The sequence below is a fragment of the Bradyrhizobium sp. BR2003 genome (assembly GCF_009720285.1).
Classification (GTDB): domain Bacteria; phylum Pseudomonadota; class Alphaproteobacteria; order Rhizobiales; family Xanthobacteraceae; genus Bradyrhizobium; species Bradyrhizobium elkanii.
The window spans coordinates 72,340-92,608 of the sequence record NZ_SMYJ01000018.1 but is presented as its reverse complement, the minus strand read 5'-3'; the positions used below and the strand labels follow the sequence as shown (position 1 = coordinate 92,608).

Below are 20,269 nucleotides of genomic sequence, written 5' to 3'. Positions count from 1 at the left end.
AACCTCCTTCACGTCGATGATCCGGCAGCGGCGGCATTGATCCGCGGCAGGACTTTCTCGGCCATCAGGATCATCGATTGACGGCCAAGCTCGCGATCTTTCCAGTCCTTGCCGGCGTAAAGCAGGGTTCCAAAGGTACCAATCTCTTCCTGGAACGCCAGCAGCTGGTCAGCCACGCTTTCGGGCGTGCCGTAGATGATCAATTTGTCGCAGATCGATTCCAGTGTAACCTCAGCGTCGGGTTGATCCCGTCGCGTCTTGAACAACTCGAGCCGGCCACTGCGCCTCAGCTTCGTGAACAGTTGGTGATAATAGTACACGTAGGGACTATCAGGCGGTGTGGCATAGGCCTTCGCGGTTGCTGCATCCTTTGCCACGAACACGCTTTTGGCGACACGCCAATTGCCAGGTTCGGCTGCCCGGTTCACGCGCGCACAACCCTCGACATATTTCGGCCAGTGGCTCTTCACCCAGGCAGGCATCAGGAAGTTCGCCGAAATCGGATCCCAGCCGCGCGCCGCCGCCTCCGTGACGCCCTTTGAGAATGGCGCAACCGCGGTCACCACGATTGGCGGGTGAGGGGCCTGCAAAGGGCGAGCGACGATTCCCTGGCCGATGTCCTCGATCTGAGTTCTTTTGACTGAGATGTTCCAATATTTGCCCTGCAAATCATAGGGCGGCTTACCGGCCCATATATCAAGAACCTGATTGATGGCTTCGAGGAACATCGCATTGCGGTCGGCATCGAGATTGCCGAAAACCTCCGCATCCGACAGCAATCCACCAGGACTGATTCCAAGGATGAAGCGGCCATCAAGCATGTGATCGAGCATGGCGACGGCCGCTGCGACTGCTGCCGGATGCGTGTTTGGCATGTTGATGGTGCCAGTTCCAAGCTTGATCTGCTTGGTTGCGGCTGCAAGCCAGGCAATAAAGGCGATGCTTGAGGTGATGTTCTCGGCCTTGTCGGTGACGTGCTCGCCGACATACGCTTCGGTGAACCCGAGCTCATCCGCGAGCAGAAAAGCCTCACGATCTTCCCGGAGCGATTGCCGCCAATCCTTGTCGAGAGGATGGATCGGCATCGTAAAAAAACCGAGCTTCATGATCCGCCTCCCCGCGATTTGAACTTTGGTTGGCAAGGAACCTGCGTCCTTCCCGAGGCCAAGACAAGCCCTACCGCACAAATAATCACTCGATAAACAAGCTTGACCTTTGAAGACGGCGGCCCTCTAATCGGGCAAACCAAAATTGGGCCCGGGAGGCCACGCCCACATGAAAGCTGCGGCTTTCGCCTACGCCCGCGCGACCAGCGTCGTGAATGCGCTGGAGCTGCTCGCCATGCACGGCGACAAGGCGAAGGTTCTGTCGGGAGGTCAGAGCCTGATGCCGGCGATGAACCTGCGGCTCCTGTCGCCGGACATTCTGGTCGATATCGGCGGCCTCGCCGAGTTGCGCGGCATCACCGTGAGGGGAGACGTGCTGGTCGTTGGCGCGTTGACCCGGCACGTCGATCTGCTCAGATCGCCGGAGATTGCACTGCAGGCGCGGCTGTTGCGCGATGCCGTTGCCCACGTTGCCCATCCCGCAATTCGCAATCGCGGAACGATCGGCGGTAGCCTCGCTCACGCCGATCCTGCCTCGGAGCTGCCGGCCTGTGTTGTGGCGCTTGACGCCACCATCGTTGTTCGGGGCTCGGCCGGCGAGCGCCGGATTGCTGCGACGGAGTTTTTCAGGGGAATCTACGAAACGGCGCTGTTGCCGGACGAGCTGCTTGTCGCGGTCGAGGTGCCGATCGCAGGCCAAGGCTCGACATTTTTCTTTCAGGAGTATGCCCGGCGGCATGGCGACTACGCTGTCGTTGGTCTTGCTGCCCGTGCTATTGTTGCAGCCGGCAGATTCTCAGCTCTTCGGCTCGGCTTCTTTGCTGTTGGCGATCGGCCGTTGCTCGCGGCGGCCGCCGGCAAACTGATCAATACCACGGTAACTCCCGCCTTGCTCGCAGAGGCGGCGACCGCACTGGCGGATGAACTCGATCCACACGAGGACCAGCAGGCGACCGCAGCCATGCGTCGACACCTCGCGACGGTCTTGCTCCGGCGCTGCGTGGCAGAATTGCTCGCGCGGCCGGAACTGGAAACGGGAGTCGGCAAGTGAACGCTCCGGTAGCCGTCTCGCTTCTGGTCAACGGCGAACCCATCGATGCCTTCGTCTTGCCGCGGCTCAATCTTGCTGATTTCCTTCGGGAAAATCTCAAGCTGACAGGAACCCACGTTGGGTGCGAGCACGGCGTTTGCGGCGCCTGCACGGTCCGGCTCGATGGCGAGATCGTTCGCTCCTGTCTGATGCTGACGGTCCAGGCGCAGGGCGCGTCTGTTGAGACAATCGAGGGGCTGTCTGACAGCGGTGAAATAGCCGATCTTCAGGCAGCATTTCGCGAGCGCAATGCATTGCAGTGTGGCTATTGCACGCCTGGGATGCTGATAACGGCGCAGGACCTGCTGAAGCATGTGTCCGTGCCTGATCGCCGGGCGATCCGGGAGCATCTTTCCGGCAACTATTGCCGCTGCACAGGCTATCAGGCCATCGTGGATGCGGTGGAGGCGACAGCCAAGACGCGTGCGGAGCGGGCCGTATGACGGTGACGCGGGCGCGAACAGACACGCTTTCGGTGCTTGATCGCCCGAATTCCTACATCGGCAAGACCGTGCCGCGGCCGAACCTCGACAGGTTGCTGCAGGGGCGCGGCCAATATGTGAGTGATCTCGAATTGCCGCGAATGGCGCATGTGGTTTTTCTACGGTCCCCACATGCCCACGCCAAAATCGTAGCGATCGACGCCGACGCGGCAAGGCGCATGCCGGGTGTCATTTCCATCGTCACGGGTCGTGAACTTGAAGCGGTCATCACGCCGTGGGTCGGGGTGCTCTCGCACCTGAAGGGACTGAAGTCAGCGCCGCAGCACGCGATCGCGGTCGACCGCGTGTGCTGGCAGGGTGAGGCCGTTGCAGCGATTGTGGCGACCAGCCGTGCTGCAGCCGAAGATGCCATGGAGCATATTTCGGTCGACTACGAGGAGCTCGAGCCGGTCACGGACATGCGAGCTGCGCTCGATCCGGCAGCTCCCGTCATTCATGCTGCGCTCGGCGACAATCTTGCCTTTGAGCGGATGCTCGACGCCGGCGACGTCGATCATGCATTGTCGGGGTCCGAACTCGTCGAGGCCGACTTCGTATTCGGGCGCCACACCGGCGTGACACTTGAACCGCGGGCCGTCGTTGCCGACTGGTATGCGGCCGAGGCACGGCTCACGATCTATCAGGGCACGCAGGCGCCCCACATGGTGCAGAACATTGCAGCGCTGCATCTTGGGTTGAGGGAAGCGCAGGTCCGGGTCGTCTGCAAGGATGTCGGCGGCTCGTTCGGCATCAAGGTCCATATCTACGCCGACGAAATGGCCACCTACGCGCTATCCAAGCTGTTGCGCCGGCCGGTCAAGTTCGTGGCGGACCGCGTCGAGAGTTTCAACACGGACATCCACGCCCGCGATCATCGTTGCAGGGGACGGATCGGCGTCAGGCCGGACGGTACGATCACAGCCTTCGAGATCGACGATCTGACGGGGATCGGCCCGTATTCGATGTATCCGCGCACCAGCGCCATCGAGGCAAATCAGGTGGTCAATCTGGTCGGTGGGCCCTATGTCACGGCGAACTATCGGGCACGGGCGCGCGTCGTCTTCCAGAACAAGAACATGATGTGCCAGTACCGGGCGGTCGGACACCCGATCGCCTGTTCGGTCACCGAAGGCCTGGTCGATCTGGCGGCAGCGAAGATCGGCATGGACCCTGTCGAAATCCGGCGGCGCAATCTGATCGCCGACGATGCCTATCCGTGTGCATCACCCTCGGGCATGAAGTTCGAGCAGCTCTCGCATCACGCCTCGTTGACCAAGCTACTTCAGATGATGGATTACGACGCGTTGCGCGCTGAGCAAGCGGCCTTGCGTGCCAGAAACGTGCATCGAGGCATCGGAATCGCGAGCGTCATCGAGGTGACCAATCCCAGCGCTGCCTTCTACGGCGTGGGCGGCGCGAAAATCTCATCGCAGGATGGCGTTGCGGTCCGGCTCGACGCGCAAGGGTCGGTGATCTGCCAGACCAGCATCACGGAACAGGGGCAAGGGTCGGAATCGTTGACGGCCCAGATCGTCGGCAGCGTGCTTGGCGTTTCGATGGAACGCGTTCGCGTCATCCTGGGGGACACCGACAACACGCCCTATGGCGGTGGCACCTGGGCCTCGCGCGGTGCCGGCATCGGCGGCGAAGCTGCATTGCAGGCAGCCAAGGCCCTGCGAGAGAATATTCTGAACGTCGCCGCGGCCATCCTGCAATCGACGCCGGCCGAGCTCGATATCGTCGACAACGGCATCGTCAACACTGCAGACGGCGCGCCTCGCATTGAACTGCACGAGCTTGCGCGGATCGTCTATTTTCGGCCGGACACCCTGCCTCCCGGCATACAGCCCGAATTGATGGCGACCCGGCATTTCGTTCCGCGCCAATATCCCTTTGCGTTCACCAACGGCGTTCAAGCCTCATGGCTCGAGGTCGATACCGAGACCGGGTTCGTCAAGCTGCTGAAGCATTGGGTTGTCGAAGACTGCGGCACCATCATCAACCCGCAACTGGTCGACGAGCAGATCCGGGGCGGGGTCGTGCAGGGGCTCGGCGCGGCGCTGTTCGAGAAGTGCATCTACGACGAACGCGGTCAGCTGACCAATGCCAATATGGCGGACTATCTGGTCCCGATGTCCGGAGAGATGCCCGATATCGAGGTCGGCCACGTGGTGTCTCCGACGCAGGAATCGGAGCTGGGAGCCAAAGGGGCAGGGGAGGCGGGGACGGCCGGTGCGGCAGCGGCGGTTGCCAACGCAGTCAATGACGCGCTCCGGCCGTTTGACGCAACAATTACCGAGATTCCGCTCACGCCTCAGGTTATCCTGACCGCCTTGAGACGGATCTGAGCGGAGACGTTCCGGGCAACGATAATACGATAAGCAAAACGCAGACAGTTCTTGGGGAGGAATAGTCATGACGAAGAAGGTCACCAAAGCTGGATCGATATCACGGCGTCGTCTGCTGACGACGGCAAGCGCCGGCGCCGTTCTCGCCGTCTCGCCTTTTCGCATCAATCTGCTTCAGGCCCAGGAAGCGCCCATCAAGATCGGCTTCCCGGTTCCTTTGACCGGTCCATACGGCGCCGAGGCCCAGGACCAGGTGCGGGCGGGTCAGCTTGCTGTGGCCCAGTTCAATGATGCTGGCGGTCTCAACGGCCGCAAGGCCGAGCTCGTGGTGCGCGACGACAAGCTGAATCCCGGCGAGGCGGCGACGCGGACCCTGGAATTGGTCGAGAAGGAGAAGGTGAATTTCGTCGTCGGCAGTCTGTCCGCGGCGGTTCAGCTCGCGATCAACAACGTCACCAAGGAGCGCGGCGTCATCTTCAATTCGATCAGTCAGTCCGACGCCATCAACGAGGCGGCAGATTTCAGCAAATACACGTTCCACGAAGCGCTGAACCCGCATATGACGTCAGGGGCGGTCGGTCGCTACGCCTTCACCAAATTCGGCAAGAAGGTTGCGTTTCTCACGGCGGATTATGCTTACGGTCACGAGATGGTTCGCGGCTTTCTCGAGGTCGGCAAGCAATTCAACATCGAGAATCTCGGTGACATCCGCCATCCGCTCGGGACGACTGATTTCTCGACCCTGCTGCCGCGTCTCCAGGCGCTGAAGCCCGATATTCTATGCATCAGCAATTTTGGCCGGGACCAGCAAATCGCACTGAAACAGGCAACCGACTTCGGCATCAAGAAATCGATCCAGATCATCGCGCCGCTGCTGTCGCACGCCAGTCGCGTTGCGGCGGGCCCTCAGGCATTCGAAGGCGTCGTCGGCGGCTGCTCGTTCTTCTGGGGCATCGAGGACAAGTTCGCCTCGACCAAGGCGTTCAACGACGCGTTCCGCAAGATGTATGACGGCAAGTTGCCTACCGACTACGGCGCGCTCGGCTATGGCGGTGTTCGGACGGTGCTCGAGGCGGTCAAGGGCGCGGGCAGCGTGGAGACCGACAAGGTCGTCGCGGCGTTGGAGGCCCTGAAGTACGACTACTACAAGGGGCCGCAATACTATCGCAAATGCGATCACCAGTCGGTGCAATCGGTGCTCGTGATCAAGTCGAAGTCCAAGGACATGAAGAACGAGTCGGATGTGTTCGAGGTTCTATCGACCGAGGAGCCTGACGAGAAGAACCTGCGTACCTGCGACGCGCTTGGCCACAAGAGCTGAGTCATGCGTCGGCGCGCACCGCGGGGCGGGTGCGCGCCGTGCTGAGGGGGACAAATGGCGGGCCTGAGCTTTGACCTGATTGCATTGCAATTATTCGCCGGGCTGGCGCTCGGCGCGATCTACGTGCTGTTTGCGATCGGCCTCTCGCTGATTTTCGGGATGTTGACCGTCGTCAACTTCGCCCATGGCGCGTTCTACATGGTCGGCGCCTATGTCGGGCTGTACCTGATTTCGATCGGCGGCAATTTCTGGCTCTGCTTGCTGGCGGTACCACTCCTGATCGGGCTATTCGGCCTTGCCGTCGAGCGCGTGCTGATCCGGCCGCTTTACGGCCGCGGCATCGATTATCCGCTACTGCTGACCTTCGGGCTGAGCTACGTCATGGTCGAATGCGTGCGCATTGCCTTCGGCAAGACTGGTTATCCCTTCGATACGCCCGAGCTTCTGCAGGGGGCTGTCAACATCGGTGTCGGATATTTTCCACTCTACCGCCTGTTCGTGATCGGCGCGACGGCCGTCGTCTTGTTGGCGCTCTGGCTGTTCCTGGAAAAAACCAGCTTCGGGCTCATCATCCGCGCCGGCGCGCGCGATCCGCAAATCGTCCGCGTCCTTGGGGTCGACGTTTCCAAGGTCTGGTTGATCGTGTTCGGGATAGGCACCGCGATTGCGGGCTTTGCCGGGCTGCTGGCTGCCCCGCTTCAAGGCGTCATTCCCGAGATGGGCGGCACGATTCTCGCCGAGGCGTTCGTGGTGACGGTCGTAGGAGGCATGGGTTCGATCGGTGGCGCCGTACTGGCGGGCCTCCTCGTCGGTGTGGTGGTCAGCCTGACGTCGCTGTTTGCACCCGAGATGGCCAAGGTTTCGATCTTTGCCCTGATGGCGATCGTCCTGATCGTTCGTCCCCAGGGCTTCTTCGGCCGTGCCGGATTGATGAGCTGAGAGCCAGGGATGACCGGAGCCACCGAATCCATCAAACAGCCTCGTGCCACGACGGGCAGTTGGTACGAATTCGCAACGCGGCATCGCGCCAGCATTGCGGCCGCGGTGATCCTGATCTTCCCGTTGGTGATGCCGTTCACGGCCCTCGCGGTGAACATCCTGATCTATGGATTGTACGCCGTCGGCTTCAACCTCGTCTTTGGTTATCTCGGTCTGCTGTCGTTTGGTCACGCGGCGCTGTTCGGAACCGGTGCCTACCTCGGTGGCATCGCCATCGTGCATTTTGGCTGGCCATGGTATGCGGCCATCGCGGCCGGGATCGCCGGCGGCCTGTTGATGGCATCGTTGATTGGCGTGCTCGCGATCAGAACCCGCGGCATCTACTTCGCGATGGTGACGATGGCGCTGTCGCAATGTATCTACTACCTCTTCTATCAAGCGGTTGACCTCACTGGCGGCGAAAACGGCCTCCGCGGCATCAACGTCCGCACCATCGATCTGTTCGGCTTGCGGCTCGACTTCATCAATCCGATGATCCGCTACTATGTCATCGCGGCTTTCGTGATTGCCGCTTTTTTCGTGATGTCGCGCATTCTGGCCTCGCCATTTGGCGCCGTCATTGAGGCCGTGCGGGAGAATGAGATGCGCGCGCGCGCGTCAGGCTATGACGTCACCAAGACCCGTTTGCTGACCTTCGTTTTATCTGGCGGCTTCTGCGGTCTCGCAGGAGCCTTGCAGGCGCTGCATCTGTCGATCGTTCCGATCGAGATCCTGCACTACGAGACGTCGGGCCTGGTCGTGATGATCGCATTGCTGGGCGGTATGGGGACGTTCTTCGGGCCGATGATCGGCGCCGCGGTGTTCCTGGTCCTGGAGAATATTGTCTCGGTGTGGACCGTTCACTGGCAACTGATCGTGGGAGCCATCTTCATTGCGTGCGTGCTGTTCTTCCCCGCCGGCATCTGGGGCACGCTGATCGCGCGAGGCAGGCGATGAGTGCCGCGGAAGACCAAACCAAAGAAATCATTCTGCGCACCAAGGGCGTCGGCAAGACGTTCGGGAAGTTTGTCGCGCTGAACAATATCTCGGCGGAGTTCTCCAGAGGAGCGATCACCTCCATTATTGGTCCGAACGGGGCCGGTAAGAGCACCTATTTCAACCTGCTGTGCGGTGCGTTTGCGCCCACCAAAGGCAGCGTTGAATTCGAGGGCAGAGATGTCACCGGCCTGCCGCAGCACTGCTTTGCGCATATGGGCATCGCAAAGTCCTTTCAGATAACCAGCGTGTTTCCGCAGCTCACGACCCGTGAAAATATCCGCGTTGGTCTGCAGGCGCTGGTGTCGAGATACGACATCTGGCGTCCCCGCGCGCGCCTGACCGAGCTGGTCGAGCGGGCGGACGAGCTGCTGGCCCTGGTCGGATTGTGGGAGTCCCGGGAACGTGCCGCCAAGACGCTGGCCCATGGCGAGCAGCGGGCGCTGGAAATCGGCATGGCGCTTGCCAGCCAACCCCGCTTGCTGCTGCTGGACGAGCCGACGGCCGGCATGAGCCCGGAGGAAACCCGGATCATGATGGATCTGATCGTGAAGCTCGCGAAGGAACGTACGGTCATCCTCGTCGAGCACAAGATGAAGCTGGTGCTCGGGATCAGCGATCGCATCCTCGTGCTGCACCACGGAGAACTTCTCGCCGAAGGAACGCCGCAGGAGGTCCGGCAGAACGAGGCGGTGAAGCGGGTCTATCTCGGCCAACGGGAGCATTGACGGATGCTGCAGATCAGCAAGCTCAATGCCTGGTACGGCGCAAGTCACGCGCTGCAGGACGTCACGCTCGAGGTGACCAAAGGCGAGATCGTCTGCCTCATCGGTCGCAATGGAGCCGGCAAGACGACGACGCTGAAATCGATCATGGGGTTGATGGGACGAACGCGCGGCTCGGTCACCTTCAAGGGCGTGGAGCTGCTGAGCCGGCCGCCGCATGTGCGCTTCGCGCTCGGACTTGCCTACGTTCCCGAAGAGCGGCGGATTGTGCAGGGACTGTCGGTCCGGGAAAATTTGCGGCTCGGACTGGTGGCGTCGCCGGCGAAGAAGCGGGAAGCCGAGCTGATCGACGAGATGGCAGGAGTATTCCCACGGCTGGCCGAGCGTATGGACCAGGAGGCGGTCACGATGTCCGGCGGCGAGCAGCAGATGCTGGCGATCGCGCGGGCGATGATCGCAAAGCCCGACCTGATCATGCTGGATGAGCCTTCGGAGGGCATCATGCCGGTCCTGGTCGACGAGATGTTCGAGCTGTTCCGCAACATGAAGGCGCAGGGGACGACGGTGCTGCTGGTCGAGCAGAACGTCGAGCTCGCGCTTGGCATCGCCGATCGTGCCTACGTCCTTGATCAGGGGGCAGTGGTGCACCAGGCGTCGGCGCAGACCTTGCTGGCCGACGACGAGATCAAGGAACGATATTGTTCGGTGTGAGCGGGCTTTCCGGTCTCCCGCCGGCGCGATTAGACCTTACTCCGCGGCGCGCGCGATCGCGTCGGCCTTGCGAGTGGTGACGACGACCTTGATCGCGTCATCCACGCGATCCCGTGCATATCTGAGCGCCGTCGGCAGGTCGGCCAGCGGAAACGTATGCGTGTGGATTCTTGTTGCGTCGAACCGCTTCGCTGCCATCAATTCCATGGCGCGGTGAGTAGCGCTGCGGCCCTCACCGCGGATCCCGTAAGCGTAGATGTTGTTTCGCACGAGATGCGCGATATCCAGCGTCGCGGCCTCGTGCGGGAAGGCGGCCAGACAAATCTTGCCGCCACGGTTGGTCATATGAATGGCCTGGTTGAGTGTCGCTTCGGTGCCGGCACATTCGACGACATAGTCCGCGCCGATCCCCCCTGTTTGTTGCTTCACGACCGCAACGGCGTCTTCGTCGTTGATGTTGATGACGCGGTCGGCCCCCAGTTCCTGGCCGATCGCGAGCCGCTTGTTGCGCGTGCCGGTCAGAATCACCGGGCTTGCACCAAGCGCCTTGGCCACGGCAACTGCGAGAAGCCCGATCGGCCCCGGGCCGATCACCACGACGCTCTCGCCGGCCACCAATCCCCCCAATTCCGTCAAGCCATACATCGACGTCCCGGCGGTCACCACAAGCGTCGCCTCCGCGTCGCTCATGCTGTCCGGTACGCGCGCCAGCGTGTTGATGTGGTTGACCGCGTATTCGGCGAAACCGCCGTCGGTCGTGAAGCCGTTGGCGCGGTGGCCCTTCTCGGGCTTTCCATAGTTGAGACAGGATGTGTACATGCCCTGGCGGCAGCGTTTGCACTGGCCGCAACCGGCATGGATTTCGACGCTGACCCGCTCACCGATACTGAATTCGTCAACGTCCGGCCCGAGTGCGGCGACCGTGCCCATGTACTCGTGGCCCGGCGTAAAGTTTTTGTTGAAGGGCAGGCCGCCTTGAATGCTTGCCGGCGACCCGGCATGGATAATTTCGAGATCGGTGGCGCAGATCGCAACCGCGTCGATGCGCACCAGCACCTCGGCACGCGAGGGGACCGGCGTTGGCTTTTCGCGAAGCAGGAGCTGATCGGGGTCACCAAGGACCCAGGCTGCCATCAGGTCGGGGGCGGGAAGGTCGGGCGACGTCTTGACGCCGTGCGGCTGATACATGGGCGCTTCCTCTTTTGGTTGACAGCCTAGCGCGAAACGACCGGCAGTCGCGAGCATCCGATCGTTGGCATTGGAGCCACTGCATTTGCTGCACGGCAGCAAGCGCGTCGCAAAACGTTCATACGCGGCCTATACTTGGTCGCCCGGTTGATGTTGAAATCCTCATTGCATCCACTCCCAGACCGGAGCCTCCCATGAAGACCGTCCGCCTTGTCCTTGCGTTGCTGGCGCTGACGCTGATCGCGCCGTGGCAATCCGCCAGGGCGGCCGACGTGATCTGCTACAATTGTCCGCCGGAATGGGCGGATTGGGCGTCGATGCTGAAGGCGATCAAGGCGGACCTCAACTACGATATTCCGCATGACAACAAGAATTCCGGCCAGGCGCTGGCCCAGATCCTGGCCGAGAGGAGCAATCCGGTCGGCGATATCGGCTATTTCGGCGTGACCTTCGGCATGAAGGCCAAGGCCCAGGAAGCGCTCGAGCCCTACAAGCCGGCGCATTGGGATCAGGTCCCGGCCGGCCTCAAGGACCCCGATGGCTACTGGACCACGATCCACTCCGGCACGCTCGGCCTGTTCGTGAACAAGGATGCGCTCGGCGGCAAGCCGGTGCCGGCCTGTTGGAAGGATCTCCTGAAGCCCGATTACAAGGGGATGGTCGGCTATCTCGACCCGTCGTCGGCGGCGGTCGGCTATGTCGGCGCGGTCGCCGTCAATCTGGCGCTCGGCGGCTCGCCAGGCAACTTCGACCCGGCGATCAGCTTCTTCAAGGAGCTGCGCAAGAACGATCCGATCGTACCCAAGCAGACGTCATATGCTCGCGTCGTCTCCGGTGAGATGCCGATCCTGTTCGATTACGACTTCAATGCCTATCGCGCGAAGTACTCGGAGAAGGGTAACTTCGAGTTTGTGATTCCCTGCGAGGGGTCGGTGGTGTTTCCCTATGTCGTTGGTCTCGTGAAGAACGCGCCCGACAAGGAGAAGGCCAAGAGGGTGATGGACTATCTCTTGTCCGACAAGGGGCAGGCGATCTGGACCAATGCCTATCTGCGTCCGGCCCGCCCGATCGAGCTGCCGGCTTCCGTGAAGGGGAAATTTCTCCCCGACAGCGATTATGCACGCGCCAAGAGCGTCGACTGGGGCGAGATGGAAAACGTGCAAAAAGCCTTCGTCGACCGCTATCTCGCCGAGGTTCGCTGAGGCAATATGGTGCCCTTCGCCGGGGCACCATTCTTCCGATGTCGCAAAAATCCTTCGTTTGGCTCTGCCTGCTGCCGCTCGCGGTCGTGACCACGGCATTCTTCCTGCTGCCGATGGCACGGCTGGTGGTCGCGGGTGCCGAAGGACCGCACGGGCTCGCCGGATATCTCGCCATCATGACCGAAGCTCGTTATCGCGCGACGCTGATCAATACCGTGCTCCTGGCCGCGGCAACGACGGTAGTCACGCTGATCGTGGCGACGATAGCCGGAATGTTTCTGCAGCGGCACCGCTTTCCCGGGCGGGCCGTGCTAATCGCGATGCTGACCTTTCCGCTGGCGTTTCCCGGCGTGGTGGTCGGCTTCATGATCATTCTGCTGGCGGGGCGGCAGGGGCTGATCGGCGATCTGTCGAACCGGATCTTCGGCGAGAAGTTCGTCTTCGCCTATTCGATCTACGGGTTGTTCCTCGGCTACCTCTACTTCTCGATCCCGCGCGTCATCCTCACCATCATGGCGGCCGTGCAGAAGCTCGATGTCGGTCTGGAAGAAGCCGCGCGTTCGCTCGGCGCGAGCCCCTGGGCGGTGCAGCGTGACGTCGTGCTGCCCGCGCTGGCGCCGGCCTTCGTTGCGTCCGGCGCGATCGCATTTGCGACCGCGATGGGGGCCTTCGGGACTGCGTTTACGCTGGCGACGAATATCGACGTGCTGCCGATGCTGATCTACACCGAGTTCACGCTGGCCGCGAATTTCGCGACCTCGGCCGCGCTGTCGGTGGGACTTGGCCTGATCACCTGGCTCATCCTCGCGCTCGCCCGCTCGTTCAGCGGCAGCGCGGTCGCGGCGGCCGGGTGAACGCATGCGCGATCGCTTGATCTTCACCGGTCAGTTCATCTTCACGCTGCTCGTCGCCGGCTTCCTGGTGGTTCCCGCAGGGCTGTCGATCTCCGCCGGCGTGACCGTCAATTACTTCCGGGGCATCCAGTCCGGCGTGACCCTGCAATGGGTCGCACAGGTCTGGGAGCTCTATGCCGGCACCATCCTGGTCTCCTTCGTGATCGCATTCGCGACCCTTGCCGTCACGCTGCTCGCCGGCGTTCCCGCAGCCTATGCGCTGCACGCGCGGGGAGGCCGGCTTGCGCGCATCGTCGAGGAGATCATCACGTTGCCTTTGGCGATCCCCGGGCTTGCGATTGCGCTTGCACTGCTGCTCGCTTATGGCAGCTTCGGCGACTTTCGCCGTTCCTGGCTGTTCATCCTGGTCGGACATGTGATCTTCACCATGCCGTTCATGGTGCGGTCGGTGATGGCAGTGTTCGCCACCGTGGACATCAAGACGCTGGATGAGGGGGCGGCCTCGCTCGGAGCGTCGCCATGGCGGCGATTCCGCGACGTCATCGTGCCGAACGCACTGCCGGGAATTCTCGCCGGGGCGCTGATGGTGGTCACGCTGTCGCTCGGTGAATTCAACCTGACCTGGATGCTGCATACGCCGTTGACCAAGACACTACCGATCGGGCTCGCCGACAGCTACGCTTCGATGCGGCTCGAAGTGGCCTCAGCCTATACGCTGATCTTCTTCGTGATGATCATTCCGCTGCTGGTCGCGATGCAGCTGCTGGCCGACAGGGATCACAAGCGATGAGTGCGGCCGGGCATGGCGCAGCGGTGCGGATCGAGGCGTGTGGCAAGACCTTTGCCGACGGCACGCGCGCGCTCGATCCCGCGACCCTCGACATTGCGCGCGGCGAGACGATGGTGCTGCTTGGGCCGTCTGGTTGCGGCAAGACCACGATGCTGCGCATCATCGCAGGGCTCGAGCTGCCGGATGTCGGCGGCAAGGTTCTGTTCGACGGCAAGGACATGACCTCGGTCCCGATCGAGCGGCGCAATGTCGGGATGGTGTTCCAGTCCTACGCCCTGTTCCCCAACATGACGGTCGCGGACAATATCGCCTACGGGCTGAAGATCCGCGGTGTTGCGAGGGGCGAGCGCACCGCACGCGTCGCCGAACTGGTTGCGCTGACGAACATCACGGGATTGGAGAATCGCCGCATCGACCAGCTTTCGGGCGGCCAGCGCCAGCGCGTCGCGCTGGCGCGCGCCGTCGCGATCCGGCCCGGCATCTTGCTGCTCGACGAGCCCTTGACAGCGCTCGACGCCGCGTTGCGGGACCGGCTGCGGAGCGAGCTCAACCGGCTGTTGCGTGCGCTTGGCATCACGACGATCTATGTCACCCACGATCAGGCCGAAGCCATGGAATTGGGCGACCGGATCGTCGTGATGCGGAAAGGCGCAATCGCCCAGATCGGCACGCCCCGCGAGGTCTACTTCGCGCCGAAGGACCGGTTTGTGGCGGAGTTCATCGGAGCGGCGAACATTGTGGAGGCTCCGGTCGAGAACGGCGTATTGATCCTGCCCGGCGGGCGACTGCCGATCGAGGGTGCAGCGACGACCGCGAACGAGACCGTCATGATCCGCCCAGAAACCATTCGCGTGACGGAGGCGGGGACGGGTTTGCTCTCGGGAATCGTCGATTCCGTCAGCTTCATCGGCGACCGACAGCGGCTCGTCGTGAGCGGTGCATCGAGCAAGCCGCTCAATGTCGATGCTTCCAACACGATTCAAGCCAGGATCGGCGATCGTGTCGGGCTTTCGATTGCGCCCGACGCCGTCCGTCTGCTCCCCTCCGAACCACGAGATTGATCGATGCCGTCGAAACCGGTCCTCATCGCCCAGATTTCCGACCTCCATATCAAGCCGCCGGGAGCATTGGCCTATGGCCGGGTCGATACCGCGAAGGCGCTTGAGCGCTGCGTGGCCACGCTCAGTGCATTCGAGCCGGCGCCCGATTTCGTCGTCATCTCAGGCGACCTTGTCGATACGCCGTCGGTCGAGGAATACGACCATCTCAAGCGCCTGCTCGAGCCGCTGCGCGTTCCGTTTGCCGGAATTCCCGGCAATCACGACTCGCGTGCGTGGATGCGCGCCGCGTTTCCTGCCGCACCCTATGATCACGGAACAGGCCCGCTCGACCAGCGGATCGAGGTGAATGGGCTCGATCTGCTGCTGCTTGATTCAAGCGTTGCCGGGAAGCCTCATGGCATGCTCGAACCGTCGACGCTGCAATGGCTGGACGCGACGCTGGCGGCGGCAGCCGACCGGCCCGCGCTGCTTTTCCTGCATCACCCGCCGTTCAAGGGCGGCATCTGGCACATGGACCGCCAGGACCTTTTCAATGCCGCAGAACTGGCAGCAATCGTCAGGCGTCACCCGCGGGTGCGTTTGATTGGGTGCGGGCACGTCCATCGTGCCATGCTGACCTCCTTTGCCGGGATTCCCGTCACATTGTGCCCCGCGCCGAACCATGCGGTCGACCTGGACCTTGGACAGCTCCGCGAACCATCGTTCAAGGTGGAACCGCCGGCATTTCACTTGCACACGTGGTTTCCCGGGCCGGATTTTGGACAGTTGGTCACGCACCAGGTCGCGATCGGTCAGTTTGACGGGCCGCATCCGTTCTTTGGGCCAGACGGCAAGCTGCTGTGAGTTGGCGCGTTGACCCTTCGCACAGACGGGATTTTGACAAGCGAGATTGTCGTGGATGGGCCGGGCGTGTCAAATCAAGGGCAGCCCGCAGCTTGCAATTGAGCGTTGCATCGGCGCAGATTTATTCCAAATTGTACCTTGGATGTCCTCCATCCCAATGCGCCGGCTCGGACCTTTGTTGCTGTAGACCCCCGGGGGGGCTATACTTCCGTCTGCTTTCATTGATCGATGGCTTTGTCGGCGTCCGCTGTGCTGGCGGGCCGATTGAACGCAACACAATCAGTCTGGATCACGATGACCGGTGCGTCGCCCATAGAACGAACTTCCGGCGCGCCGTTGTTTTCGAACGACAGGCTGTCGGTGTTGCGCAAGCATCCCTATTTCGCCGATCTCGAGCCCGAGGCATTCGATCAGCTCTGCCGCTACGCCAAGCACACCACGCTGAAGCGGGGGACGACGATCTTTTCCAAAGGCGATCCAGGCACCAGCCTGATTGCGGTGATCTCGGGCACGGTCAAGATCAGCATCTCGTCGCCGGATGGTCGCAATGCGATTTTGAACCTGATCGAGGCCGGTGAGATATTCGGGGAGATCGCGCTGCTCGACGGCTTGTCGCGGACGGCCGATGCCACCGCCAACACCAATTGCGAGCTGTTCGTCATTGACCGGCGCGAGTTCATTCCGTTCGTGCGCAGCCAGCCGACGCTTGCGATGAAGTTCATCGAACTGCTTTGCGAAAGGTTGCGCCGGACCAGCGACCAGGTCGAGCAGGTCATCCTGCAGAACTTGCCCGGCCGCCTGGCCAGCGCGCTGCTGCGCCTGAGCGACAAGCACAAGCCGCAAGGGCGCACCATCTCGATCACCCAGCAGGAGATCAGCGAGATGGTCGGGATGACGCGCGAGAGCATCAACAAGCAGCTCCGCGCATGGGCGATACGCGGTTGGGTCAGGCTTGAGCATGGCGCGATCGTCGTGCTGAAGCCCGAGACGCTCCAGGAGCTGGTCGACGCTGGCGCGAACGACGGCGAGTAGTCGCGTCGGCTGCCCGGTCTGTCGCGCATTTCCCGAAACGGTGAGCTGAACGGGCCTGTGAAGCCATTCACATCGGCCTTGCGTGCGCTGCGGTAAGTGACGCGTCAGGGGGAGCACAATATGGAAGAATCCATGCAGAGCTCTTTCGATAAGCGACGGCAGGATGCACAGCACAACTACCAGAGCTTCAGCATCAAGCTTGTCGCGCTGCCGCTGCTCGTCATCGTTGCGTTGATCGGGATGCTGGTCAGTCATCCCGCGGCGGTCAGATGGATATCGGATGCGGCGCAAGCCGAGTTCGTCGGAACCGACGCCGTCTACACCGATCCGATACCTAATATCGCGCAGATGGCACCAACGGTTCGGCCGGGCAACGAGATCCGCACGGTGAAGGCCTACTGATCGTTGATGCTATCGTCGCGCGGCACGGCGCGACGATAGCTGCCTGTCCAGCAGCAAGCCGTCCTCACGCGGCTACGCCGAGCAGCTTTGCTGCGGTCCGCCCGAGAATATTGGCCTTGTCATCGTCGCTCAGCGACGACGAGGCGAAGATGTGGTCGACCGGTGCCAGTTGCCATGGATAGGGATAGTCGCTTCCCAGCACGATCTGACCGACGCCGACCTGGGCGGCGAGGTGCCTGATCGCCTCAGGCGTGAAGATCAGGGAGTCGAAATAAATCTGTTTGAGATATTCAGCCGGCGCCTTCTGGAGCTTGATCTCCGGATTGCATCCCTTGGGTCCAACCAGACAGGCATGGTCCGAGCGGTCGGCGTAAGAGCCGAGATAACCGCCGCCATGCGCGGCGATGATTTTCAGTCCCGGGAAGCGATCGAGCGTGCCCTCGAAAATCAAGTGAGAAAGCGCGATCGTGGTCTCGAGCGGATTGCCGATCGTGTTGCCAAGCCACCCATTGCCGGAGAGCCGCTTGTTGAGCTCGGGCACGCCCTGCGGATGGATGAACAAAGGGACGCCGAGTTCCTCGGCCTTGGCCCATACCGGATGAAACTTCGGATTTGAGAATTCGACGCCATCGACGACACCGCCGATCGCCGCGCCCTTCAGCCCCTGCTTCTTCACCGCCGTCTCCAACTCCTGCACCGCAAGGTCCGGTGCCTGCAGCGTCAGCGAGGCGAAAGCCGCGAACCGGTCGGGCTTCGAGGCACAGAGTTCGGCGAGCTTCTCATTCTGGATTTTCACGATCTGCGCGGCAAGGTCCCGGTCGCGGTCGTACCAGAACGGATTGATCGAAAGCACTTCCATGTCGACGGCCTGCGCGTCCATCGCGGCCAGCCGCTTGTCGATCTCGATGAAGGCTTCCGCGGCCCCGTTGACCGGCGGCAGTTGATATTTTCCGGCGTCTGCGCCGAGCAGCGCGCCCGCCTCGCGGAAATGGCAATGCGAATGGATGTCGATGGTCTTGACACGTTTGCCGTTGACCGTGACCGGCAGTTGCTGGCGCGATTGCTGCGCATTTGCGTTGTGGACGAGCCCGCAGCCGCAGAACACGATGCCTGCCGCCGCCATTGCTCCCGCTTTCAGGAAATCCCGCCTTGTGGTCATGACGATCGCCTCCCCGGTTGTTTTGTTATGGACGGGGAGCCTAGGGATGCTGGCTAATGCTCGCAAGATCACACGCTGTGCGTGTCGCGCAACGTTGATCTGCTCAGACCGGCTTGATCCCCGCCTTTGCGATGATGTCGCGCCATTTCGGCACTTCGTCTGCAATACGCCTGCGCATGCCATCGGGCCCGTTCGCAAGCACCTCGAGGCCGTCGTTGCGCAGCTGTTCGGCGATCTTCGGCACGCGGCGCGATGTGGCGCAGGTCGAGACAGATGCCCGGTACAATGCACTTTTCCAGCGGATATTCAGTGCGCGGGCGCGCTTCTGCCCACAATGCAGACGCGTTTGCCGCGCTTGTGCAAGATGGCGCTTGCCCTCGGTGTCGAACCTGAAGCAAATCGGGAAAGTGTTGCATTCCGGCATGCGTCGCCGAAGGGAGGATTCACGTGACCGACTATCGCAAGTTATTCGATCTCAGCGGGAAAACCGCCGTCGTGCTGGGAGCGGCCTCGGGAATCGGTAAATCCTCGGCCGAAGCGCTGGCGTCACTCGGCGCGCGCGTGCTCTGCGCCGATCGAGCACAGGAGGGCGCGGAGGCAACGGCTGCTGCAATCCGGCAGCAGGGCGGATCGGCAACATCAGCCAGTTGCGATGCGGCCGATCGTGCCGACGTCGAGGTGCTGGCGGCGAGGGCGCTCGCGGAATTCCAGCGGATCGACATCGCGGTGACGACGCCGGGGCTGAATATCCGCAAGACCATCCTCGATTACACCGAGGAGGATCTCGACCGCGTCATCAACCTCAACGTCAAGGGCACGGTGTGGTTCTTCCAGGCGTTCGGCCGCATCATGGTCAAGCAACAGGGCGGCAGCCTGATTGCATGTTCCTCGGTGCGTGCCGTGACCATCGAGCCGGGGCTTGCAGTCTATGGATCGACCAAGGCGGCGATCGGCCTTCTGGTCAAGGGCTTCGCGTCCGAGGTCGGGCGATCCGGCGTCCGCGTCAATGCGATCGCGCCGAGCATTGCGGAGACCGCATTAACCGGTCCGTTCAAGCAGCGGCCCGATATCTACAACCTCTATGCCGGCCATACCGTGTTCAATCGCTGGAGCCGCGCCGACGAGGTCGCGACCGCCGTCGCCTACCTTGCATCGGACGCGGCGAGTTATGTCAGCGGCAGCACGCTGTTCGTCGATGGCGGCTGGACCGCGGTCGATGGGCCGCCGACGGGGCTTACGCAGCTGGCGCGCTAGGTTGCGTCGGAAGAAAAGCCAGCCTGGTTGCGGAGCTCAGACGTTTCCGACGATGTCAGTAGCGCGATCAGGCGTTGCGCCTGCAACCCAGACGAAGCCTGCGTCGCAACCGCGGCGGTGTACGTGGTGGCGAGCCCGCATCCTGGCGGCAAGCTGCCCGACAGCACGACGCCCTTGGTGCTGATGATCTCGGTCGATTGCGTACAACCGATCGGCCGCCGGTCTCCGGATTCGGCCAGATGTCGCATCGCGGTCGCACCGTTCGGAAAGATCTTCAGGCGATCCGCGACGACATCAGCGATGTCGAGCTGCGTGAGCACCTTGGCGACATGAATTCCGGCCGTCGACGCCTTCGTATCGGGCACGAAGATCGCGTCCGCCGCGAGCAACGCCGCACGCAGGCTGGCCGCGTCGTCGGCGCTGACCGACGGATCGCCGGCCCGAACGGCAAGGGCGGTTTCCACGCGGCCGATGTCCGTTATCGAGCTGCGCAAGACCAGCCCTTCGTCGGCCAACTTCGCGATCAGCGCCGCAGTCAGGATGACAATGTCGGTTGCAACGCCAGTGCGTAACTTGTCGGCCATGGCGCCCACCGCGCCAAAATCACCGGAGATGGCCAGGCCGGTATCGGCTTCAAACGCAGGCGTAAGGCTGCGCACCAGGCCCTGCGCCGCCCCGCCACTCAGGATGTTCAATGTCTTCATGAGCCCTGTTCCTTCGCTCCCGG

General features: G+C 62.3%; 22 protein-coding genes. 16 read left to right on the top strand and 6 right to left on the bottom strand.

What is annotated here, in order from left to right; genetic code table 11:
• Positions 1-8: 8 nt before the first annotated feature.
• On the bottom strand, positions 9-1,106 hold the full coding sequence (locus tag E2I15_RS12870; protein ID WP_137478600.1) for an LLM class flavin-dependent oxidoreductase: 1,098 nt from the start codon (positions 1,104-1,106) through the stop codon (positions 9-11).
• Between the two features lie 169 nt (positions 1,107-1,275).
• On the opposite strand from E2I15_RS12870, the gene E2I15_RS12865 reads away from it, so the two are divergent.
• From E2I15_RS12865 to E2I15_RS12830, 8 genes are all read left to right on the top strand, one after another.
• Complete coding sequence (locus E2I15_RS12865; RefSeq protein WP_137478806.1) at positions 1,276-2,157, top strand: FAD binding domain-containing protein; 882 nt, start codon at positions 1,276-1,278, stop codon at positions 2,155-2,157.
• Positions 2,154-2,639 carry a (2Fe-2S)-binding protein gene (locus E2I15_RS12860; protein ID WP_137478599.1) on the top strand — a complete coding sequence of 162 codons (486 nt, stop codon included), beginning with the start codon at positions 2,154-2,156 and terminating at the stop codon, positions 2,637-2,639. Before E2I15_RS12865 ends, E2I15_RS12860 begins: the two co-directional genes overlap by 4 nt.
• Positions 2,636-5,026 (top strand): xanthine dehydrogenase family protein molybdopterin-binding subunit, encoded by a 2,391-nt coding sequence (locus E2I15_RS12855; RefSeq protein ID WP_137478598.1) that lies wholly within the window; start codon positions 2,636-2,638, stop codon positions 5,024-5,026. Before E2I15_RS12860 ends, E2I15_RS12855 begins: the two co-directional genes overlap by 4 nt.
• A gap of 67 nt (positions 5,027-5,093) precedes the next feature.
• On the top strand, positions 5,094-6,347 hold the full coding sequence (locus E2I15_RS12850; protein WP_137478597.1) for an ABC transporter substrate-binding protein: 1,254 nt from the start codon (positions 5,094-5,096) through the stop codon (positions 6,345-6,347).
• A gap of 54 nt (positions 6,348-6,401) precedes the next feature.
• Positions 6,402-7,286 (top strand): branched-chain amino acid ABC transporter permease, encoded by an 885-nt coding sequence (locus tag E2I15_RS12845; protein WP_137478596.1) that lies wholly within the window; start codon positions 6,402-6,404, stop codon positions 7,284-7,286.
• Between the two features lie 9 nt (positions 7,287-7,295).
• The gene (locus E2I15_RS12840) at positions 7,296-8,282 is read left to right on the top strand and encodes a branched-chain amino acid ABC transporter permease (RefSeq protein WP_137478595.1); all 987 of its coding nucleotides are present in this window, start codon (positions 7,296-7,298) and stop codon (positions 8,280-8,282) included.
• Positions 8,279-9,049 carry an ABC transporter ATP-binding protein gene (locus E2I15_RS12835; protein ID WP_137478594.1) on the top strand — a complete coding sequence of 257 codons (771 nt, stop codon included), beginning with the start codon at positions 8,279-8,281 and terminating at the stop codon, positions 9,047-9,049. Before E2I15_RS12840 ends, E2I15_RS12835 begins: the two co-directional genes overlap by 4 nt.
• Positions 9,050-9,052: 3 nt before the next feature.
• Positions 9,053-9,757 (top strand): ABC transporter ATP-binding protein, encoded by a 705-nt coding sequence (locus E2I15_RS12830; protein ID WP_137478593.1) that lies wholly within the window; start codon positions 9,053-9,055, stop codon positions 9,755-9,757.
• A gap of 36 nt (positions 9,758-9,793) precedes the next feature.
• On the opposite strand, the gene E2I15_RS12825 is transcribed toward E2I15_RS12830, so the two are convergent.
• Entirely contained in the window at positions 9,794-10,945 is a 1,152-nt protein-coding gene (locus E2I15_RS12825; RefSeq protein ID WP_137478592.1) for a zinc-dependent alcohol dehydrogenase, read from the bottom strand.
• Positions 10,946-11,139: 194 nt separating this feature from the next.
• Here E2I15_RS12825 and E2I15_RS12820 point away from each other — a divergent pair, with 194 nt between their 5' ends.
• Genes E2I15_RS12820 through E2I15_RS12800 form a run of 5 tightly spaced genes read left to right on the top strand, consistent with a single transcriptional unit; the run spans position 11,140 to position 15,695 of the window.
• Positions 11,140-12,147, top strand: a complete 1,008-nt coding sequence (locus E2I15_RS12820; protein ID WP_137478591.1) for an ABC transporter substrate-binding protein — start codon at positions 11,140-11,142, stop codon at positions 12,145-12,147.
• A 38-nt stretch (positions 12,148-12,185) separates the two neighbouring features.
• On the top strand, positions 12,186-13,001 hold the full coding sequence (locus E2I15_RS12815; RefSeq protein WP_137478590.1) for an ABC transporter permease: 816 nt from the start codon (positions 12,186-12,188) through the stop codon (positions 12,999-13,001).
• A 4-nt stretch (positions 13,002-13,005) separates the two neighbouring features.
• On the top strand, positions 13,006-13,791 hold the full coding sequence (locus E2I15_RS12810) for an ABC transporter permease (protein WP_137478589.1): 786 nt from the start codon (positions 13,006-13,008) through the stop codon (positions 13,789-13,791).
• Complete coding sequence (locus E2I15_RS12805) at positions 13,788-14,852, top strand: ABC transporter ATP-binding protein (RefSeq protein WP_137478588.1); 1,065 nt, start codon at positions 13,788-13,790, stop codon at positions 14,850-14,852. The genes E2I15_RS12810 and E2I15_RS12805 overlap by 4 nt, the downstream gene beginning before the upstream one ends.
• 3 nt (positions 14,853-14,855) lie before the next feature.
• Positions 14,856-15,695 (top strand): phosphodiesterase, encoded by an 840-nt coding sequence (locus tag E2I15_RS12800; RefSeq protein WP_137478587.1) that lies wholly within the window; start codon positions 14,856-14,858, stop codon positions 15,693-15,695.
• A gap of 218 nt (positions 15,696-15,913) precedes the next feature.
• Here the strand turns inward: E2I15_RS12800 and E2I15_RS39210 are convergent, their stop codons facing one another.
• On the bottom strand, positions 15,914-16,066 hold the full coding sequence (locus E2I15_RS39210; RefSeq protein WP_246668025.1) for a hypothetical protein: 153 nt from the start codon (positions 16,064-16,066) through the stop codon (positions 15,914-15,916).
• Here E2I15_RS39210 and E2I15_RS12795 point away from each other — a divergent pair.
• Complete coding sequence (locus tag E2I15_RS12795; RefSeq protein ID WP_233285806.1) at positions 16,059-16,727, top strand: Crp/Fnr family transcriptional regulator; 669 nt, start codon at positions 16,059-16,061, stop codon at positions 16,725-16,727. The genes E2I15_RS39210 and E2I15_RS12795 overlap by 8 nt on opposite strands.
• Positions 16,728-16,859: 132 nt before the next feature.
• Positions 16,860-17,129 (top strand): hypothetical protein, encoded by a 270-nt coding sequence (locus E2I15_RS12790; protein WP_137478586.1) that lies wholly within the window; start codon positions 16,860-16,862, stop codon positions 17,127-17,129.
• Positions 17,130-17,193: 64 nt separating this feature from the next.
• Here the strand turns inward: E2I15_RS12790 and E2I15_RS12785 are convergent, their stop codons facing one another.
• Both E2I15_RS12785 and E2I15_RS12780 read right to left on the bottom strand, forming a co-directional pair.
• Positions 17,194-18,288 carry an amidohydrolase family protein gene (locus tag E2I15_RS12785; RefSeq protein ID WP_137478585.1) on the bottom strand — a complete coding sequence of 365 codons (1,095 nt, stop codon included), beginning with the start codon at positions 18,286-18,288 and terminating at the stop codon, positions 17,194-17,196.
• A gap of 103 nt (positions 18,289-18,391) precedes the next feature.
• Positions 18,392-18,712 carry a hypothetical protein gene (locus E2I15_RS12780; protein WP_155262352.1) on the bottom strand — a complete coding sequence of 107 codons (321 nt, stop codon included), beginning with the start codon at positions 18,710-18,712 and terminating at the stop codon, positions 18,392-18,394.
• A 23-nt stretch (positions 18,713-18,735) separates the two neighbouring features.
• Here E2I15_RS12780 and E2I15_RS12775 point away from each other — a divergent pair, with 23 nt between their 5' ends.
• Positions 18,736-19,542, top strand: coding sequence for an SDR family NAD(P)-dependent oxidoreductase (locus E2I15_RS12775; protein ID WP_137478583.1), 807 nt, complete (start codon positions 18,736-18,738; stop codon positions 19,540-19,542).
• Here the strand turns inward: E2I15_RS12775 and E2I15_RS12770 are convergent.
• A complete protein-coding gene (locus E2I15_RS12770; RefSeq protein ID WP_137478582.1) occupies positions 19,539-20,246 on the bottom strand; it encodes a molybdate ABC transporter substrate-binding protein in 708 nt (235 codons plus the stop codon). The genes E2I15_RS12775 and E2I15_RS12770 overlap by 4 nt on opposite strands.
• Positions 20,247-20,269 lie beyond the last annotated feature (23 nt).

Excerpts from the sequence above, each read along its gene's own strand:
- E2I15_RS12825 (WP_137478592.1), bottom strand. The coding sequence starts at position 10,945 with ATGTATCAGCCGCACGGCGTCAAGACGTCGCCCGACCTTCCCGCCCCC.
- E2I15_RS12805 (WP_137478588.1), top strand. The coding sequence starts at position 13,788 with ATGAGTGCGGCCGGGCATGGCGCAGCGGTGCGGATCGAGGCGTGTGGC.
- E2I15_RS12815 (WP_137478590.1), top strand. The coding sequence starts at position 12,186 with ATGTCGCAAAAATCCTTCGTTTGGCTCTGCCTGCTGCCGCTCGCGGTC.
- E2I15_RS12840 (WP_137478595.1), top strand. The coding sequence starts at position 7,296 with ATGACCGGAGCCACCGAATCCATCAAACAGCCTCGTGCCACGACGGGC.
- E2I15_RS12770 (WP_137478582.1), bottom strand. The coding sequence starts at position 20,246 with ATGAAGACATTGAACATCCTGAGTGGCGGGGCGGCGCAGGGCCTGGTG.
- E2I15_RS12820 (WP_137478591.1), top strand. The coding sequence starts at position 11,140 with ATGAAGACCGTCCGCCTTGTCCTTGCGTTGCTGGCGCTGACGCTGATC.
- E2I15_RS12870 (WP_137478600.1), bottom strand. The coding sequence starts at position 1,106 with ATGAAGCTCGGTTTTTTTACGATGCCGATCCATCCTCTCGACAAGGAT.
- E2I15_RS12835 (WP_137478594.1), top strand. The coding sequence starts at position 8,279 with ATGAGTGCCGCGGAAGACCAAACCAAAGAAATCATTCTGCGCACCAAG.
- E2I15_RS12830 (WP_137478593.1), top strand. The coding sequence starts at position 9,053 with ATGCTGCAGATCAGCAAGCTCAATGCCTGGTACGGCGCAAGTCACGCG.
- E2I15_RS12810 (WP_137478589.1), top strand. The coding sequence starts at position 13,006 with ATGCGCGATCGCTTGATCTTCACCGGTCAGTTCATCTTCACGCTGCTC.
- E2I15_RS12850 (WP_137478597.1), top strand. The coding sequence starts at position 5,094 with ATGACGAAGAAGGTCACCAAAGCTGGATCGATATCACGGCGTCGTCTG.
- E2I15_RS12780 (WP_155262352.1), bottom strand. The coding sequence starts at position 18,712 with ATGCCGGAATGCAACACTTTCCCGATTTGCTTCAGGTTCGACACCGAG.
- E2I15_RS12845 (WP_137478596.1), top strand. The coding sequence starts at position 6,402 with ATGGCGGGCCTGAGCTTTGACCTGATTGCATTGCAATTATTCGCCGGG.
- E2I15_RS12865 (WP_137478806.1), top strand. The coding sequence starts at position 1,276 with ATGAAAGCTGCGGCTTTCGCCTACGCCCGCGCGACCAGCGTCGTGAAT.
- E2I15_RS12855 (WP_137478598.1), top strand. The coding sequence starts at position 2,636 with ATGACGGTGACGCGGGCGCGAACAGACACGCTTTCGGTGCTTGATCGC.
- E2I15_RS12800 (WP_137478587.1), top strand. The coding sequence starts at position 14,856 with ATGCCGTCGAAACCGGTCCTCATCGCCCAGATTTCCGACCTCCATATC.
- E2I15_RS12790 (WP_137478586.1), top strand. The coding sequence starts at position 16,860 with ATGCAGAGCTCTTTCGATAAGCGACGGCAGGATGCACAGCACAACTAC.
- E2I15_RS12785 (WP_137478585.1), bottom strand. The coding sequence starts at position 18,288 with ATGACCACAAGGCGGGATTTCCTGAAAGCGGGAGCAATGGCGGCGGCA.